The organism is Colwellia sp. BRX10-4 (genome assembly GCF_014077465.1).
Taxonomy (GTDB): Bacteria; Pseudomonadota; Gammaproteobacteria; order Enterobacterales; family Alteromonadaceae; genus Colwellia_A.
The window spans coordinates 331738-347805 of sequence record NZ_JACGVZ010000002.1 but is presented as its reverse complement, the minus strand read 5'-3'; the positions used below and the strand labels follow the sequence as shown (position 1 = coordinate 347805).

Genomic DNA, 16068 nt, shown 5'->3' with positions numbered 1-16068 from the left:
ATTTTATACCATCTTATTTAATTAAATCCCACAAGTGTTCGGTTATCTATAAAAATTAATCTCAGCGATGGTTGAGTTTTTCTTTGAGTAAAGTCTTAATTTCGGCAAGCTCACACTCAAGATTTTCAATTTGTGCGCGGCTAGCCGGCTCTCCTCCTTCACCTGATTCGCCATGTTGTTCGGCGCGATAATTTTCATTTTCTTTGCCCATAACTTCTAGAATAGTACCAACCATCATGTTTAAAAAGATAAAAGCCGTTAAGAAAATGAAGGTCAGGTAAAAAATCCAGCTAAGTGGATAAATCGCCATCGTTTCATACATCACATCGGTCCAATCTTCAAAAGTGGCAATACGAAAAAGAGTCAACATCGATATTGAAACATCGCCCCAGAGTTCTTTATTAATATTATTAAAAAACATACTGCCAACCGCAGCATAAATATAAAAAATAACAAACATGAGTAAGGCGATATAGCCCATACGAGGAATAGCTTTGAGCAGCGAATTTATCAGCAAGCGTAATTCAGGTACCATAGAAACTAGACGTAAAACCCGAAACACTCTCAACAGTCTTGCTAATAAGACACCTGAGCCACCTGTTGGTATTAAACTACCGATAACAATTAATGTATCAAAGATATTCCAACCACTTTTGAAGAAATTCTTTTTATCTGGAAATGCCATAAAGCGTATTGATAATTCGATGACAAAAAACACCGTGATAACACTGTCTAAAAAAACCAATATTCTTAATGCTTGCGGGGGTAAGTTATGGGTTTTTGCGCCAATAAGTAATGCTGACATAATAATAACGGCAATAATTGACCATTGAAAAAACGGGCTAGCGTCAATTTTTTTTAGCCGTTCTTGGACACGCATCACATAGGAATTCATAAATAAAGTTCTCTCAAAATAACATTCAACTCTGTTAACGCCAACAAACGAGTTATTACAACGTTCTTATTAAAATAAATCTAGCTTTAGGGGATAATGTCCAAGCTTATCTTGAAAATTTAACAACACCCACACCTTTCATACGTATTTATAATGACATTAATTTAACTTCAACTTATATAGGGGTAATATTTTTGAAAGCAAGTTTATCGGCCATTAGTTACTAGGTTTACAGTGTTTATATTTTATCAGAAACAAATTTTTAAAAAACCGTTGCTATATGATCTGAACTCGGTAAGCTCATCACCAAATAAAAATAATTTGCATTCAATACTATATGACACACACTAGAGATTCTTTTCATTCCCGTATCGGGTTTGTCTTGGCCGCTGCAGGATCAGCCATTGGTTTAGGCAATATTTGGGGATTTCCAACCCAAGCCGCTAATAATGGCGGTGGTGCTTTTTTATTCGTTTATTTACTTGTAACACTTTTACTCGCCCTTCCCGCTTTGTATGCAGAAATATATATTGGTAACCAGGCGCAAAAAAATCCAGTGGCTGCATTAAAAGAGGCTTGTAAAGACACTTCGCCTACTGTAGGTAAATATGCCGGCATAATAGGCCTATGTGGCGCTATAATGATGTTAAGCTTTTACACTATCGTCGCTGGCTGGATGTTAGCGCATGCACTATCGGCATTCGCTGAGCTGTTAGGCCTAACCAATATTTCACAGTGGTTAGCCACATCAAGCACCGAACGTAATTTATTATTTACGCCGCTTTTTATCTTACTAGGCGCCGCCATTATACATCAGGGCGTTAATGCCGGTATTGAAAAATGGTCAGGGCGTTTAATGCCATTGTTGTTAGTGATGCTAATTGGTTTAATCATTTATATTTTACGCCAACCCGGTGCAGAAAAAGGCTTAGCGTTATATTTAATTCCTGACTTTTCACAGGTTACTAACCCTAAACTCATCATATCAGCAATGGGGCAAGCCTTCTTTTCATTATCTATTGGCGTAGGCGGTATGATGGTGTACGGCTCGTACATGCAAAAAGGTAAAGACATTGGTAAATTAGCCATTTCTATTACCGCACTTGATACTTTTATCGCTTTTATGGCCGGCCTGTTAATCATACCGGCACTTTTTGTTGCTCAAGAAGCCGGAGTTGAAGTTTTCAGTAATAATGAGTTGATTGGAGAAGGCCAGTTAATCTTTAAGATATTACCTGAGCTGTTCAATTCAATGGGCAATGTCGGCTTGATTGTTTCAAGCTGTTTCTTCTTGTTGTTATCCATTGCTGCATTAACTTCAACTATTTCTTCAACTGAAGTACCTGTCTCTTATTTAATGGAAGACAAAGACTTTACTCGTTCAAAAGCGACGTGGCTAGTCTCCTTCGTGGTTCTTTGTGCCAGCATATTGTTAATTGCTTTTTTTGACGAATTATTTGGTTTAGTCATTCGAGCATTAACAACCATATTGCAGCCATTAAGTTGTTTATTCTACTTTATCGTTGTTGGTTGGTTATGGAATAGAGGTAATAAATTACGTGATAAAGCGCTACAAGAAGGTAGGAAGTGGCTACCCATTTGGGGAAACTACCTTCGTTTTGTATGCCCACTCTTGTTAAGTGTGGTTTTTGTTAACGTTGCGATATTAAATTAAGCATTAATCACTGGCTTACCCCGCATTAATACAGCCTTTTAACATCAGCCCCTGAAACAAGTTCAGGGGAGCCGGTACCTTGTGCTCGGTGGCAATTAATAATATCACGGGTCACGTTAACTTCACTAAACAATGCAAGGCTTGCTCAGTAACGATGCTTTGCTTCGGCATGGTTCACCTTAATTGTGAACGATAATTTCTGCTGGCCCAGTATTATACTTGCAGACAGTCATCATATTTAGCCTGCTTTAGACACTAACGTTATTTCGCCCTTTATTCTTAGCTTTGTATAATGCTTGATCCGCGCATTTTAACGCTTGTTCAAAGCTTTGTTTACTTTCCCGCACTGCAACACCAATTGAAATAGTAACATTGACAGTTTTAAACTCACTATTTTTGCTTACCTTTTTAGCATTTCGTTGTTGTTTTGTTTTTCTCTGTGGCTGACGAATGACAATTTTATAGGTTTCAATAGCTTGGCGGACCACTTCTAACTCAGTAAAGGCTTGCTCAAGAGTTTTACCGGTAAATACGATGGTAAACTCTTCTCCGCCATAGCGAAATGCTTTCCCTCCCCCTTTAACGTTGCCAATTTTTTTTGACACTAGTTTTAATACTTGGTCGCCAATGTCATGGCCATAGGTATCATTAAACTTTTTAAAATGATCAATATCTAGCATAGCAAGGGTGTATTTTCGTCCAAGTGATAAGGCTAACTGATTGAACGCGCGACGCGATGGCAAGCCCGTTAAGTCATCTCGATAGGCAAGAAAATAAGCGTCGACAGCAATGACTAACACGAAATACAAACTGAGTAATGCCAAGGTTAAACTTAGCGGTAGCTCAATTAATTGATATTGATAACATAGCCAAAACAGTAAGGAAATAGCAACCGCTGAAGTCACTAAATCTGCTTTAATCACTGCCCGCCAAACAATAACCATACTACATAAAGCTAGTGGCAACTCTAAACGAATAACGTTACTAAAGCCTGCAATATGGGAAAATGTTTGTACAAAAATGATAATTGGCTCACTCATCGTTAACCAGACATAGCTAGTGATAGCCACTAAAGAAATAGCGATTAATCGATAAAGACCATGAATCGAGATAACGCCACGGTCTTTTATCAAAGAAAATAAAAGTAAAACACCACAGCCAAATAACGTTAGCCAATCACCCTGCTGTAGTAACCACGTTGACCAAGGCGGTGAAAAAGTGATACTGGCGTAATATAAAAGCCACAATAATGATAAGTAAGCTAACCGGCTACGATTAAAATAACTGGCAAAGACGATCACAACAGCCAAGAACACCACTAATAATTGTTCGACAATCACTATTTGCTTTAGCCAAAAAGCTTGGTTTTCCATCATCAAAAAATAAACTAAGGTAACCGTGCCTAAACTAATAAATAGTGTTTTTAGTCCTTTAATTCTTTGCAACAAGATTAACTCCTTAGATTAAGTTATCACTAAAGGGTAGAGAAGCAATCAGGTTAAACAACAGGCAGAGCTTGCTCATTATCTATTTTACTGTCTGCACCAGTGGGCTTTTCATCACTATCATTTTTCAACTCAACCTGTTCAATTTTATCAAAGCGTGACGATATTTTATCTGCCGAGGTATGAATTTGTTTTACGTCACTCGCTGCTTGGTCTATGTGCTTTGCTAAATTGGCAAAACGAGATTTAAAACGACTAAAGTCTTGCGATAAGTGTGAGAGATGCGCTTGAATAACATGTATTTGCTTACGAGTAGCTTCATCTTTTAGTACTGAGCGTGACGTTGTTAATATAGCCATTAGCGTGGTAGGCGATGCCAGCCATACTCGCTTTTTATTGGCGTAATCAACTAAATCACCTTGGTGTGCATGAATTTCAGCAAAGATAGCTTCTGCAGGAATAAACATAATAGCCCCGTCGGCGGTTTCTTTTTCAATCAAGTATTTAGAACTAATATCATTAATATGCTTTTTTATGTCGAGTTTAAACTGACGCTCTGCCGATTTTCGGTCATGCTCCCCTAGCTGGTTATCCAGCATTTTCTTATAGTTTTCTAAAGGGAACTTAGAGTCGATAACGACATTACCGGTTGGCTCAGGTAAGAATAAAATACAATCAGCAATTTTTCCATTTGATAAAGTGTGCTGTAAAGAAAAGTTTTGCTCGGGGATGACGTTGCGAATTAAACTGTTAAGCTGAACTTCGCCAAAAGCCCCCCGTGAACGCTTATCACTTAATACTTCTTGTAAGCTGACTACGTTTGAGGAAAGTTCCGTGATCTTCTTTTGCGCGTCATCAATCAAGGCAAGACGTTGCAAAATATCATTAAAGGTTTTTGTTGTTTTCTCAAACCCTTCTGCTAAACGTTTTTCTACTTGCCCGCTGATTTCTTTTAAGCGGTTATCGGTAGAGACAGTTAATCCATCAATACGTTTGGCCATTTGCTCACTCGATGCTTGCAATGACTTAGTTAACTCTTCACGGCTAATGTGCGTCACTCGATTTAAGTGTTCAACAAGTTGATCAACCGATTTTAGCTGATTCTGATTAAAAACGACTTGGTGCTCGTGTAATGCGCGGTGTAACTTTTCACTACTTGCATGTAAACTCGATGATTGCTTCTCACCTTGCTCAGCATGTTGGTACAACAACTTAATTTTAAAATCAGAGATTTGTTGTTCGAAATAAGTCTTTAACTCAACTTGTTGGTTTGCCAATTGTTGATGATTAAAGCTAGTTTGCTGTTGTTGTTGCTGTTGGTATTTATTTGAGACTTCACTATCAACGGTTAATTTTTCAAACAATAGCTGTGACTTTTCATCTTGCAGAAACAACTGTAGTGACATTTTTTTTATTTTAAAAAAAACTATAAAACTTATTAAAAAGCACAATACCAATAAAATAATGTTGAACAGCATAAAAATTTCGGTAGGAATTTTTTCTAAAAAAACAAGGAATTCGTCGATAGGCATAAAATCACATCAGCAACACTGTAAATATTATCAGTATTAAACCATAGAAATATACTCAGGTTAAGTTTATTCTAAGCTTGTTCATCAACAAGTCCATATTTAATAATCATTGATAAGATGAATGCGATCGCCAACTTTATTAAGAATGGTTATTTCTCCATCACACACAGCAACAATCGATTTATCTTCTTTAAATTTTTCCGGAATAATGACACGTCCACTGGCATTTTCTGCAAATTGTCCAATAAAGTGCATTAACTCAAGTGAATCCTCATTATAATAAATAATAGTAACAGTGCGAAGGTTAGTGTTAGTCATAGTTAATGTTTTTAATACTTAATTTTAATAATGTTCTATTAGTATAGACGAAAATAATCAACTTACTATCATCAATAAAAAAAGCGCCCTAAGGCGCTTGTTTTAAAATTAGTAGCTTACACAAGCATCAATTAATTTTTTGATTTGGCATCCTGCACTTCAATCTTAGCTTTCCAAATAGCAGGGCCCGTGACGTGAACCGATTCTCCTTGGCTATCAACAGCTACCGTTACCGGCATATCTTCAACTTCGAATTCGTAAATAGCTTCCATCCCCATATCTTCAAAAGCAACAACTCTTGCTTTTTTAATGGCTTTCGATACTAAGTATGCAGCACCACCAACGGCCATTAGATAGACTGATTTATGATTTTTGATGGTTTCAACGGTCTCGGCACCACGTTCAGCTTTGCCGATAGTGCCAAGTAGGCCTGTTTCAGAGAGCATCATTTCTGTAAATTTATCCATGCGTGTTGCTGTCGTTGGGCCAGCTGGACCCACAGCTTCATCGCCAATAGCATCGACAGGACCTACGTAGTAAATAAACTTGTCAGTAAAGTCTACCGGTAACTTTTCACCCTTGGCTAGCATATCTTGAATACGTTTATGAGCAGCATCACGTCCGGTTAAGATAGTCCCGCTCAGTAATACAGTTTCACCGGTTTTCCAGCTACTGATATCGGATTTTTTCAAGGTATCAACATTAACACGACGCACGTTTTCACCGACTTCCCAGGTTATTTCTGGCCAGTCTTCTAATTTTGGTGGTGTTAAGTTAGCTGGACCAGAACCATCTAAGTGAAAATGGACATGACGCGTTGCCGCACAATTGGGTATCATCACCACAGGTTTTGATGCCGCGTGGGTAGGTGCTGACATAATTTTAATGTCTACAACTGTCGTTAAACCACCGAGACCTTGTGCGCCAATACCTAATTTATTAACACGTTCAAAAATTTCTAGACGCAGTTTTTCTTCGGCTGTTTCAGCACCACGGTCAATAAGATCTTGAATATCTACCGGTTCCATTAAACTTTCTTTAGCAAGTACCCCTGCTTTTTCTGCTGTTCCACCGATACCTATGCCTAACATTCCCGGAGGACACCAACCTGCGCCCATTGAGGGCAGTGTTTTTACTACCCAGTCAGCAATTGAATCACTAGGATTTAACATCACCATTTTTGATTTATTTTCACTACCACCGCCTTTCGCTGCAATCATAATATCGACGCCACCACCGGCAACCATATCGATATGAACAACCGATGGTGTATTATCTTTAGTATTAAGACGCGCGCCAGCGGGGTCTTTTACAATAGAAGCGCGCAATGGGTTGTCTGGGTTTAAGTAAGCTCTGCGAGTACCTTCATCAACCATTTGCTGAACCGTTAAGTCAGTTTTGTCCCACTGAACATCCATACCCACTTTTACAAAGCAAGTCACTATGCCGGTATCTTGACAAATAGGACGCTGGCCATGGGCTGACATTCTAGAATTAATTAAGATCTGAGCAATAGCGTCTTTAGCTGCGCTGCTTTCTTCTTTATGATAGGCTTTTTCAAGCGCTTGAATAAAGTCTAAAGGGTGATAATAAGAAATGTACTGTAATGCATCGGCAATACTTTCAATTAAATCTTGCTGTTTAATGATAGTCATGAGGGTCTCTTTTTATGCAGATCGGCAGATGTAGTTCAACGGCATTTCCTACTTACCTGAAATTATAGATAAACTAGGGAAGCTTAAAATGGTTGAAAGTTATAAATATGCAGATATCATACCCTTCTTGTTAACGAGCTTCCACAATATTATCGAGTAAAACCTGTCATGTTTACTATTTCTGCCCAGCATTTTACTGTAGAAAAATCTATCGATGTAAAAGCTTTATTTTCAGCTTTTAGTCATCAGCCTTGGGCGATGTGGCTTGACTCTTGTGGTGAACAACAGTCACCTGCCCACGTTGATAGCAACTTTGACATTTTGGTTTGGCAACCCGAAATTACGCTAACCACTCGCGGCGATCAAACTGAAGTACAGTGGTTAAAAGATGACAAAAAACAAATCAGTCATCAAAATCCATTAACGCTGTTAAAAGAAATTCAACAGCAATGCTTCAACAACATAACTGTTGCCAGCAGCCATTTACCTTTTAATGGCGGCAGTGTCGGTTACTTTTCTTACGATTTAGGCCGACGTTTTGAGAACTTGCCCCATCAAACAACGCAAGATATAGATTTAGCCGAAATGTCGATAGGGCTTTATTTTCAGGCATTAATTTTTGATCACCAAGCTCAACAGTTTTGGTTGGTTTGCCCACAACCACAACGTGAAAGCCTAACAACTGCAATAAATCAGCAGTTAGCTTTGATAAAGAAAACCACACAAGTAAAAGAAAAGTTTTCATTAATGACCGATTGGCAGTCGAATATCAGTAAAGCGCTTTATGATGAAAAATTTAAATGCATACAAGACTACTTATTGTCAGGAGATTGCTACCAAATTAATTTAGCGCAACGCTTTAGTGCTCAATATCAAGGTGATGAATTCGAAGCTTATTGCGCGTTACGTGATAAAAACAAAGCACCTTTTTCTGCTTTTTTACGTTTTGAAAAAGCCAGTATTCTCAGTATTTCTCCTGAACGATTTTTACAAAAAACAGGGCGTAAAGTACAGAGTAAGCCAATAAAAGGCACTAAACCACGCAGTGATAATACTGTCATAGACCAACAAAATTCAGTTGATTTACAGCACTCAGAGAAAGACCGTGCCGAAAACTTAATGATTGTTGATTTGCTGAGAAATGATATCAGTAAAGTCTGTATTGCTGGCTCGGTAAAAGTTCCTAAGTTGTTTAATATTGAAAGTTTTCCTGCGGTTCATCACTTAGTCAGCACCGTTGAAGGTGAATTAGCACAACCTTATCAAGCGACTGATTTATTAGCGGCTTCATTTCCTGGCGGTTCAATTACTGGCGCTCCAAAAATAAGGGCCATGGAAATAATTGATGAATTAGAGCCTCATCAACGAAGTATTTATTGTGGTTCTATTGGTTATATTTCTGCTTGTGGCAATATGGACACGAGTATTACTATACGTACCTTGCTGTGCGAAAAAAATAATGCGACCAAAGCGAGCATCATTTATTGCTGGGCCGGTGGTGGCGTGGTGGCAGATTCAAAGGTTGACGCTGAATATCAAGAAACCTTCGATAAAGTAAATAAAATATTACCTGTGTTATCAGCGCTTTAACTTATTGTAGTTTTGGCTTTCGCCATTGATGGATTTATAATGAACAAGCATGATTTTTTACAAAACTTTCAATTTTCAGCACTTGATGTTTCCCTTCATCAATACCAGCACCTTGGCGCACTAAAACCTGCTGCGGTGTTAATCGCACTAATAGAAGAGAATAAACAACTCTCTGTTGTGTTAACAAAACGTGCTAGTCATTTAAAGCATCATCCTGGGCAAATCAGTTTTCCCGGTGGAAAAATGGAGGACTTTGATACAAGCTTTATTAACACCGCCATAAGAGAAGCCGAAGAAGAGATAGGTTTAAATAGTAACAACATTAATATTGTTGGCCAATTACTTCCTTATGAAACAATCAGTGGTTATGTGGTTATCCCCATCATTGCTTTTATTGATAAAAACCAAAATTACGTGATCGATAAAAATGAAGTTGCTGAAATATTTCAGGTACCATTACAGCATTTTCTCGATTTTAATAATCACTACATGGTGACCATTGAGCGTCATCGCAAACCCTTTCCAATTCACTTTATGCCTTTCGAACACCATAATATATGGGGCGCAACCGCGGTAATGCTGAAAGATTTGGCCATTCAATTATCGTGAACCTTTAGGTTTTTAGTTAATATCAACTATAATTAAACTATTATTGTTTTTCATGGTGATAGCTTTCAGTTACAATTACCGAAGATAATTCCATCTTTTGATAATTTTATCAAAATAAATTCAGGTTTTAGTATGATTAGTGTATTTGATATGTTTTCTATTGGCATTGGCCCGTCAAGCTCTCACACTGTGGGTCCAATGAAAGCAGCGAAATTGTTTGTTGGACAACTCAAAGATGAGCATAAATTAGCCCAAACAACGCGGGTAAAATGTGAACTTTTTGGTTCGTTAGGGCAAACTGGTATTGGCCATGGCACCGGCAAAGCGGTAATTTTAGGTCTGTCTGGCGAAAATCCGGATACGATTGCCGTCGACGCTATTGATTCAATTCTAGAAGCCGTAGTGGGTAGCCAAAAAATTTCGCTTAATGGCGAGCACTTAGTATCATTCCCTAAAAATGATGCAATTATCTATCATCGCCGTAAAACGTTACCTGCTCATTCAAATGCCATGACTATCTTTGCCTTTGAAGATATCCCAGGAAAAGAAAGTACGTTATTACTAGAGCAAACATATTATTCAATCGGTGGCGGCTTTATAGTTAACGCGCGCGACTTTGAAAAAGAAAAAGATAAAGCACTATCTCTGCACAACAATATAAAACGTCCTCATTATTTCTCATCAGCGACTGAGCTTATCAACGAAGCTAATGAGAAAAACCTCAGGATCAGTACCATCATGATGAATAATGAGAAGTGCTTAGCCGATGAAGCCACTATTAGGGCTAAACTCGTTAATATCTGGCAAGCAATGAAAGATTGTGTCGACCGAGGTATTAAAACCGAAGGTATTTTACCCGGTGGCTTAAAAGTTGCGCGCAGAGCTCCTGCCCTTTATAAGGCATTATCAGTTGAAAATAACAACGATCCACTTATAGCGATGGACTGGGTTAACTTATTTGCTCTTGCAGTTAATGAAGAAAATGCCGCAGGTAGTCGAGTTGTAACAGCCCCAACCAATGGTGCAGCGGGTATTATACCTGCCGTATTATGCTACTACGATAAGTTTGTTAGACCCGTTGATGAAGATACCTGTGTACGCTATTTATTAACCGCCGCAGCCATTGGTATTTTATATAAAACTAACGCGTCAATTTCTGGTGCTGAAGTGGGCTGTCAAGGTGAGGTTGGCGTAGCTTGTTCTATGGCAGCTGGCGCATTAACTGAAATTATGGGTGGTTCGCCAAGTAAAGTAGAAAACGCGGCAGAAATTGGTATGGAGCACAATTTAGGATTAACCTGTGACCCTGTTGGTGGCTTAGTTCAAGTTCCTTGTATCGAACGTAATGCTATGGGCTCGGTAAAAGCGATCAACGCATCACGTTTAGCTTTACGCGGCACCGGTAATCAAAAAGTCCCACTGGATAAAGTGATTAAAACCATGTGGGAAACTGGCAATGATATGAAAACTAAATATAAAGAAACTTCTCGTGGCGGCTTAGCGGTCAACATTACCGAATGTTAAGACGTTTTTAATCGCAAAGCTCCAATTGACAAAGGGTTAATGGATGAACATTTGTCGTTCCTTGCCATCGTTGTGCAGCGAAGCATTAATGTTTTGAAAGACAGGATGTCTGAGAAAGGTCATCCTGAACATTCGTCGTCCCTTGCCATACTTTCTATACTTCCCATCACGAAATACTCTTCATCCTGAACATAAAAAAGCGACTGATATCAGTCGCTTTTATGTGGTTATTGATTTGTATCACAGTTGTTTTAACGAACAGGCAATTTAATATTCGCAAACATCTCATCTATTTCAGCATTATTTTTCAATAAAACGGCTTTAGTGACTAAATCACGATTTAAATGAGGAGCAAAACGCTCGATAAAATCAAACATGTAACCACGTAAGAAAGTACCGCGTCTAAAACCAATTTTAGTGGTACTTGAATTAAATAAGTGACTGGCATCGATAGTCACTAAATCACTATCAATTCTAGGGTCGATAGCCATAGTGGCAATCACACCAACGCCAACACCTAAACGCACATATGTTTTAATTACATCAGCATCGGTGGCAGTAAAGGCAATTTTAGGCTCTACTCCAACACTATTAAAAGCCGTATCAAGCTCTGAACGTCCAGTAAAACCAAACACATAAGTCACTAATGAATACTTTGCTAAATCTTCAATAGTAATGCCTTGTTTTTTAGCTAAGGGATGATCGGGTCGCACTATTATACTGCGATTCCAGTGATAGCAAGGTAGCATCACTAAATCGTTATATAAGTGTAATGATTCCGTCGCAATGGCAAAATCAGCGTCACCTTTGCCTGCGGCATCACTAATTTGCGCTGGTGTTCCCTGAGACATTTGCAAAGAAACTTTTGAGTACTTTTTCATAAAGCCTTTGATCACTTCAGGCAATGCATATCGCGCTTGAGTATGCGTGGTTGATATACGTAATTTACCTTCATCGGGTTGTGTATGCTCACGCGCAACCGCTTTAATCGCTTCAACTTTAGAGAGAATTTCTGTAGCAATATTGATAACTTCATTGCCTGGGGCAGTAACATGCGTTAAATGTTTGCCACTGCGGCCGAAAATTTGAATACCGAGTTCATCTTCTAGCATGCGAACTTGCTTGCTTATACCCGGTTGAGAGGTGAATAAACTTTCTGCTGTTGCAGAGACATTTAAATTATTGTTGAGTACTTCAACAATATAGCGCAGTTGTTGCAGTTTCATAATTATACTTCAAAATTTTATGCTGATTGCTTATGCAAAAAATATATACTTAAATGAAGACTTATTCCATATTAATTTTCATTATTATGCTTATATAAACGATTTAATTTAAAAATGTAGTATTATTACTACAAAATACACATAACGAAGTTAAAATTGACTTTTTTCAGATAAAATGAAGTTTTTCATTCAAAATAAAAAGTTATATAAATAGCCTTAATTAGTATTAGAGATAAAAGGTTCATATAAGGCTATGCTAATGTGTCCATTTTTTGTAGACTGCATGAAAGATATTTCTATTTTCATAGACGAGTAGTTAACATTATGGGCATTATCATTGCTTTAATTATCGCATTAATCATTATAGTTGTGGGTGTTGGTGCAATTCAACAGCACAAAGCAAAACAAGAAAAAGACAAACGCATAAAAGCGGCTAAGCAAAAAGCGATTATAGATGAAAGTGAAGACCTTATTCTACATCTTGCTAACCTGCCCAGTAATCCTAGTATCGTCAACATTCTTAATCGACGCAGTTTAACCGCAGCAAAAGCGATGAGATCAATTTTACCTGATTCAAAAAAAATTAAAGGTAAAGTTGATGATATTGAGTCAAGGTTAAAAGCGTCTCAAGAACTCGCGGCTTCAAATTCAGAACAAGAGGAACCATTCATTCTCCCTGATAATGAACAACAACTTGTTAGTATTTTGCAATGTATTAAAAAATTACGAGCAACACTTAAGTCAGAGCAAGTCAAAGGAGCATTAGACGCACAAACATTTACCCATGAAGATAAAAAGCTCGATGCTATGCAACTACAGATTGGTGTTGAAAGCTTGCTAAAACGTGGCAACATGGCTTACCAAAAAGAAATGTTGGGGTCAGCGCGCCAATATTTTGAGAAAGCTTTGCAAACATTGTCCGCTCATCCTTCACAAACAGAATATACCATCAATAAAAAAGCTGAGGTTGAGATCCAACTTGAAGAAATAACCGATGCACTTAAAAGCACTAATGCTAAAGATGCGGCGAAAAAAGCCAAAGATCAAGAAGATGATATAGACTTATTATTTCAACCGAAGAAAAAATGGTAGTCAATTATTATTAGTAAGACTGAAACCAGCATTTTGCTGGTTTTTTATTCTCTGTTAACATTACTCGCTCCTTATGAAAACATCGCCAAATCATATACCTGTCATTAATCTGCCCTCATTGCTTAGAAAAGTAATAAAAGCTTATGCGTTAAAAGCAGGAATAAGAGCTAGTGGCTGTGAACTTTATAGAATTGGCCGTTCGCGCAATTGGCAACTAAAAGCTAGCTTTGAACAATTAGAACACGTTGTCGCTTTTATACAAGACTCAGAAGAGCCGAGTTGGCAGTGGCTAGTTAGTTACTTAATGAGTCAAAGGCAAGCACTTAGTCACGATGAACTTATACGTATTGCTAAATTAAAGTCAGACATTACTGTTAACCAATTAATGGCCCGCACTGATTGCACGATTGCTGAAGCCAGAAAAGTCATTGATGAATTAGAGTGGCTGGTCGAATAAAAGGACTTACCTGCTGTATTCCTTAATGTTATACGGGTATTATAAGCTTAATTAGCATTTCTTACTTTACGGATAATCATGGCACTAAAAGCAACAATAAATAAAGCCAGTATACAACTGTCAGATATGGACAGAAATTACTACGACACCCTCAATTTAACCATCGCCCAACATCCTTCAGAAACAAATATTCGCATGATGGTTCGCTTGTTAGCTTTTATTTTAAATGCAAATGAACATCTGCAATTTGGTAAGGGTGTGAGTGACGAAGAAGAAGCCGCTCTGTGGCAAATTAATTACTCTGAAGTGATAGAGTTATGGATAGAGCTTGGGCAACTGGATGAAAAACGTCTCAAAAAAGCCTGTAATCGTGCCCAAAAAGTGATTCTTTATGCCTATGGCAGTAGTGCTGAAACCTGGTGGAAACAGTCACAAAACAAATTATGTCTACTCAATAAACTTTCCATTGAGCTCATTAGCCAAGAAACTTGTGATGCATTAGCAAAACTTGCTGGCCGCTCTATGGACTTTCAGTGCAGTATCCAAGATGGCCAATTATGGTTAACGGCGGGTAATGAAACACTGTTAATTGAAACAACAAAATTACAATAATTAATACCAACATGGATAGGGAAATAATAAGCATGAAAAGTCACCTTACTAAAAGCTGCTTAACTTTAGCTCTTTTTGCATGCATTACACTCCTTTCTGCATGCAGTGAGCCTGAACCACCTAAAGCCAAAATTGCTAAAATGTCATCGGAACAAGTTATTAAAGATATTACTTATCTCGCAAGTGACGATTTAAAAGGCCGAGCCAGCTTCTCTGTTGGTATTGACCAAGCGGGTGATTATATTAGCCAGAGGTTTACCGACATTGGACTAAGCCCACTCGAAGGCAATAAAGATTTCAAACAAACATTTAATGTAACCAGTATTATGCCAACAGCATTAACGGTGACCTTAAATGGTCAGACTATTGCTGACGCTAATTTAGGTATGGCAAGTACTATGGCCACGCTTTCATGGCAGAGCCTTGAAAATGTTAACACCCATATTATTGCTGAAGCGGATGATATGCGCGCGGCTCTTAGTAAAATGAATAATGACGGTGGCCAACACCTGGTTATTATCCATAGTGCTCACGCTAAAACTTTTGCTGGTTATCGAGGTTACTTTCAACGAGGCTTAACTAAGCTTAACCTTGATCACCAAGGGGCTATTGTTATGGTTTTAGCCGATGATAATGAAGTTACCACGGTAAACGTTAACGCGAGTACTTCGATAACTGAAAAAACCTTAACCAATATTGTTGCGATACTACCGGGCAAAGATAAAAACCCAGCGACAGCAAAAGAAGTGGTTTTATATTCATCACACTATGATCATTTAGGTGTAACGGCTGATGGTAAAGAGGTTTTTAATGGTGCTGATGACGATGCGTCGGGCACCTCTGCTGTTATTAATCTGGCACAACACTATGCCCATCAAGGTAAGAACGCAAGAACCTTAATTTTTAGTGCTTTTACCGCCGAAGAAATTGGTGGCTTTGGCTCTAAATATTTTTCACAGCAATTAGATCCTAACAACGTTGTGGCAATGATAAACATTGAGATGATAGGTAAACCTTCAAAGTTTGGCGCTGGTTCGGTTTGGATGACAGGAATGGAGCGTTCAAATTTAGGTGAATTACTTAACGTAAGCTTAGCGGCTAAAAACAGTGAAATTTACCAAGACCCTTACCCAGAGCAGGGGTTATTTTATCGTTCAGACAATGCAACACTTGCGCGTTTAGGTGTTCCAGCTCACAGTTTTAGTAGTACCCAACTCGATAAAGACCAGCATTATCATAAAACGTCTGATGATATTAGCAGCCTAGACTTAGCGTCGATGTATCAGGTTATTGAGACGTTATCAGTCGCTACGCAAGGACTAGTTGATGGCAGTATTACCCCAACACGTATTGATGTAAATACTGTTCGATCGAGTGGTAAAATCTACTAAGTTTGACCGTTCGTCCTGAACACCGTCACTCCTTGCCATCCATGGCA

At 38.3% G+C, this 16068-nt stretch carries 14 protein-coding genes; 8 read left to right on the top strand and 6 right to left on the bottom strand.

Annotated features, from left to right (window positions below):
• Positions 1-61: 61 nt before the first annotated feature.
• On the bottom strand, positions 62-895 hold the full coding sequence (locus H4J67_RS03930) for an ion transporter (RefSeq protein WP_182202906.1): 834 nt from the start codon (positions 893-895) through the stop codon (positions 62-64).
• Positions 896-1232: 337 nt separating this feature from the next.
• On the opposite strand from H4J67_RS03930, the gene H4J67_RS03925 reads away from it, so the two are divergent.
• Complete coding sequence (locus tag H4J67_RS03925; RefSeq protein ID WP_182174684.1) at positions 1233-2570, top strand: sodium-dependent transporter; 1338 nt, start codon at positions 1233-1235, stop codon at positions 2568-2570.
• A gap of 248 nt (positions 2571-2818) precedes the next feature.
• Here the strand turns inward: H4J67_RS03925 and H4J67_RS03920 are convergent, their stop codons facing one another.
• From H4J67_RS03920 to H4J67_RS03905, 4 genes are all read right to left on the bottom strand, one after another.
• Positions 2819-4018, bottom strand: coding sequence for a GGDEF domain-containing protein (locus H4J67_RS03920; protein ID WP_182174681.1), 1200 nt, complete (start codon positions 4016-4018; stop codon positions 2819-2821).
• Between the two features lie 50 nt (positions 4019-4068).
• Positions 4069-5421, bottom strand: coding sequence for a DNA recombination protein RmuC (locus H4J67_RS03915; RefSeq protein WP_182174678.1), 1353 nt, complete (start codon positions 5419-5421; stop codon positions 4069-4071).
• Positions 5422-5646: 225 nt separating this feature from the next.
• Positions 5647-5865, bottom strand: coding sequence for a TIGR02922 family protein (locus tag H4J67_RS03910; protein ID WP_182174675.1), 219 nt, complete (start codon positions 5863-5865; stop codon positions 5647-5649).
• Positions 5866-5996: 131 nt separating this feature from the next.
• Entirely contained in the window at positions 5997-7520 is a 1524-nt protein-coding gene (locus H4J67_RS03905; protein WP_182174672.1) for a fumarate hydratase, read from the bottom strand.
• Positions 7521-7688: 168 nt separating this feature from the next.
• On the opposite strand from H4J67_RS03905, the gene pabB reads away from it, so the two are divergent.
• The 3 genes from pabB to H4J67_RS03890 all read left to right on the top strand — a co-directional run bounded on the left by pabB (position 7689) and on the right by H4J67_RS03890 (position 11243).
• The gene (pabB, locus tag H4J67_RS03900) at positions 7689-9110 is read left to right on the top strand and encodes an aminodeoxychorismate synthase component I (RefSeq protein ID WP_182174669.1); all 1422 of its coding nucleotides are present in this window, start codon (positions 7689-7691) and stop codon (positions 9108-9110) included.
• 39 nt (positions 9111-9149) lie between these two features.
• Positions 9150-9719, top strand: a complete 570-nt coding sequence (locus tag H4J67_RS03895; RefSeq protein WP_182174666.1) for a CoA pyrophosphatase — start codon at positions 9150-9152, stop codon at positions 9717-9719.
• Between the two features lie 132 nt (positions 9720-9851).
• Positions 9852-11243, top strand: coding sequence for an L-serine ammonia-lyase (locus H4J67_RS03890; protein ID WP_182174663.1), 1392 nt, complete (start codon positions 9852-9854; stop codon positions 11241-11243).
• A 251-nt stretch (positions 11244-11494) separates the two neighbouring features.
• Here the strand turns inward: H4J67_RS03890 and cysB are convergent, their stop codons facing one another.
• Complete coding sequence (gene cysB, locus H4J67_RS03885; RefSeq protein ID WP_070374031.1) at positions 11495-12469, bottom strand: HTH-type transcriptional regulator CysB; 975 nt, start codon at positions 12467-12469, stop codon at positions 11495-11497.
• 324 nt (positions 12470-12793) lie between these two features.
• Here cysB and H4J67_RS03880 point away from each other — a divergent pair, with 324 nt between their 5' ends.
• The 4 genes from H4J67_RS03880 to H4J67_RS03865 all read left to right on the top strand — a co-directional run bounded on the left by H4J67_RS03880 (position 12794) and on the right by H4J67_RS03865 (position 16021).
• Positions 12794-13561: a hypothetical protein gene (locus tag H4J67_RS03880; protein ID WP_220463286.1), complete on the top strand. Its 768-nt coding sequence runs from the start codon at positions 12794-12796 to the stop codon at positions 13559-13561.
• A gap of 73 nt (positions 13562-13634) precedes the next feature.
• Positions 13635-14018, top strand: coding sequence for a ribosome recycling factor family protein (locus H4J67_RS03875; RefSeq protein WP_182174660.1), 384 nt, complete (start codon positions 13635-13637; stop codon positions 14016-14018).
• Between the two features lie 78 nt (positions 14019-14096).
• On the top strand, positions 14097-14630 hold the full coding sequence (locus H4J67_RS03870) for a YaeQ family protein (protein ID WP_182174657.1): 534 nt from the start codon (positions 14097-14099) through the stop codon (positions 14628-14630).
• 32 nt (positions 14631-14662) lie between these two features.
• The gene (locus H4J67_RS03865; protein ID WP_182202904.1) at positions 14663-16021 is read left to right on the top strand and encodes a M28 family peptidase; all 1359 of its coding nucleotides are present in this window, start codon (positions 14663-14665) and stop codon (positions 16019-16021) included.
• Positions 16022-16068: the final 47 nt, after the last annotated feature.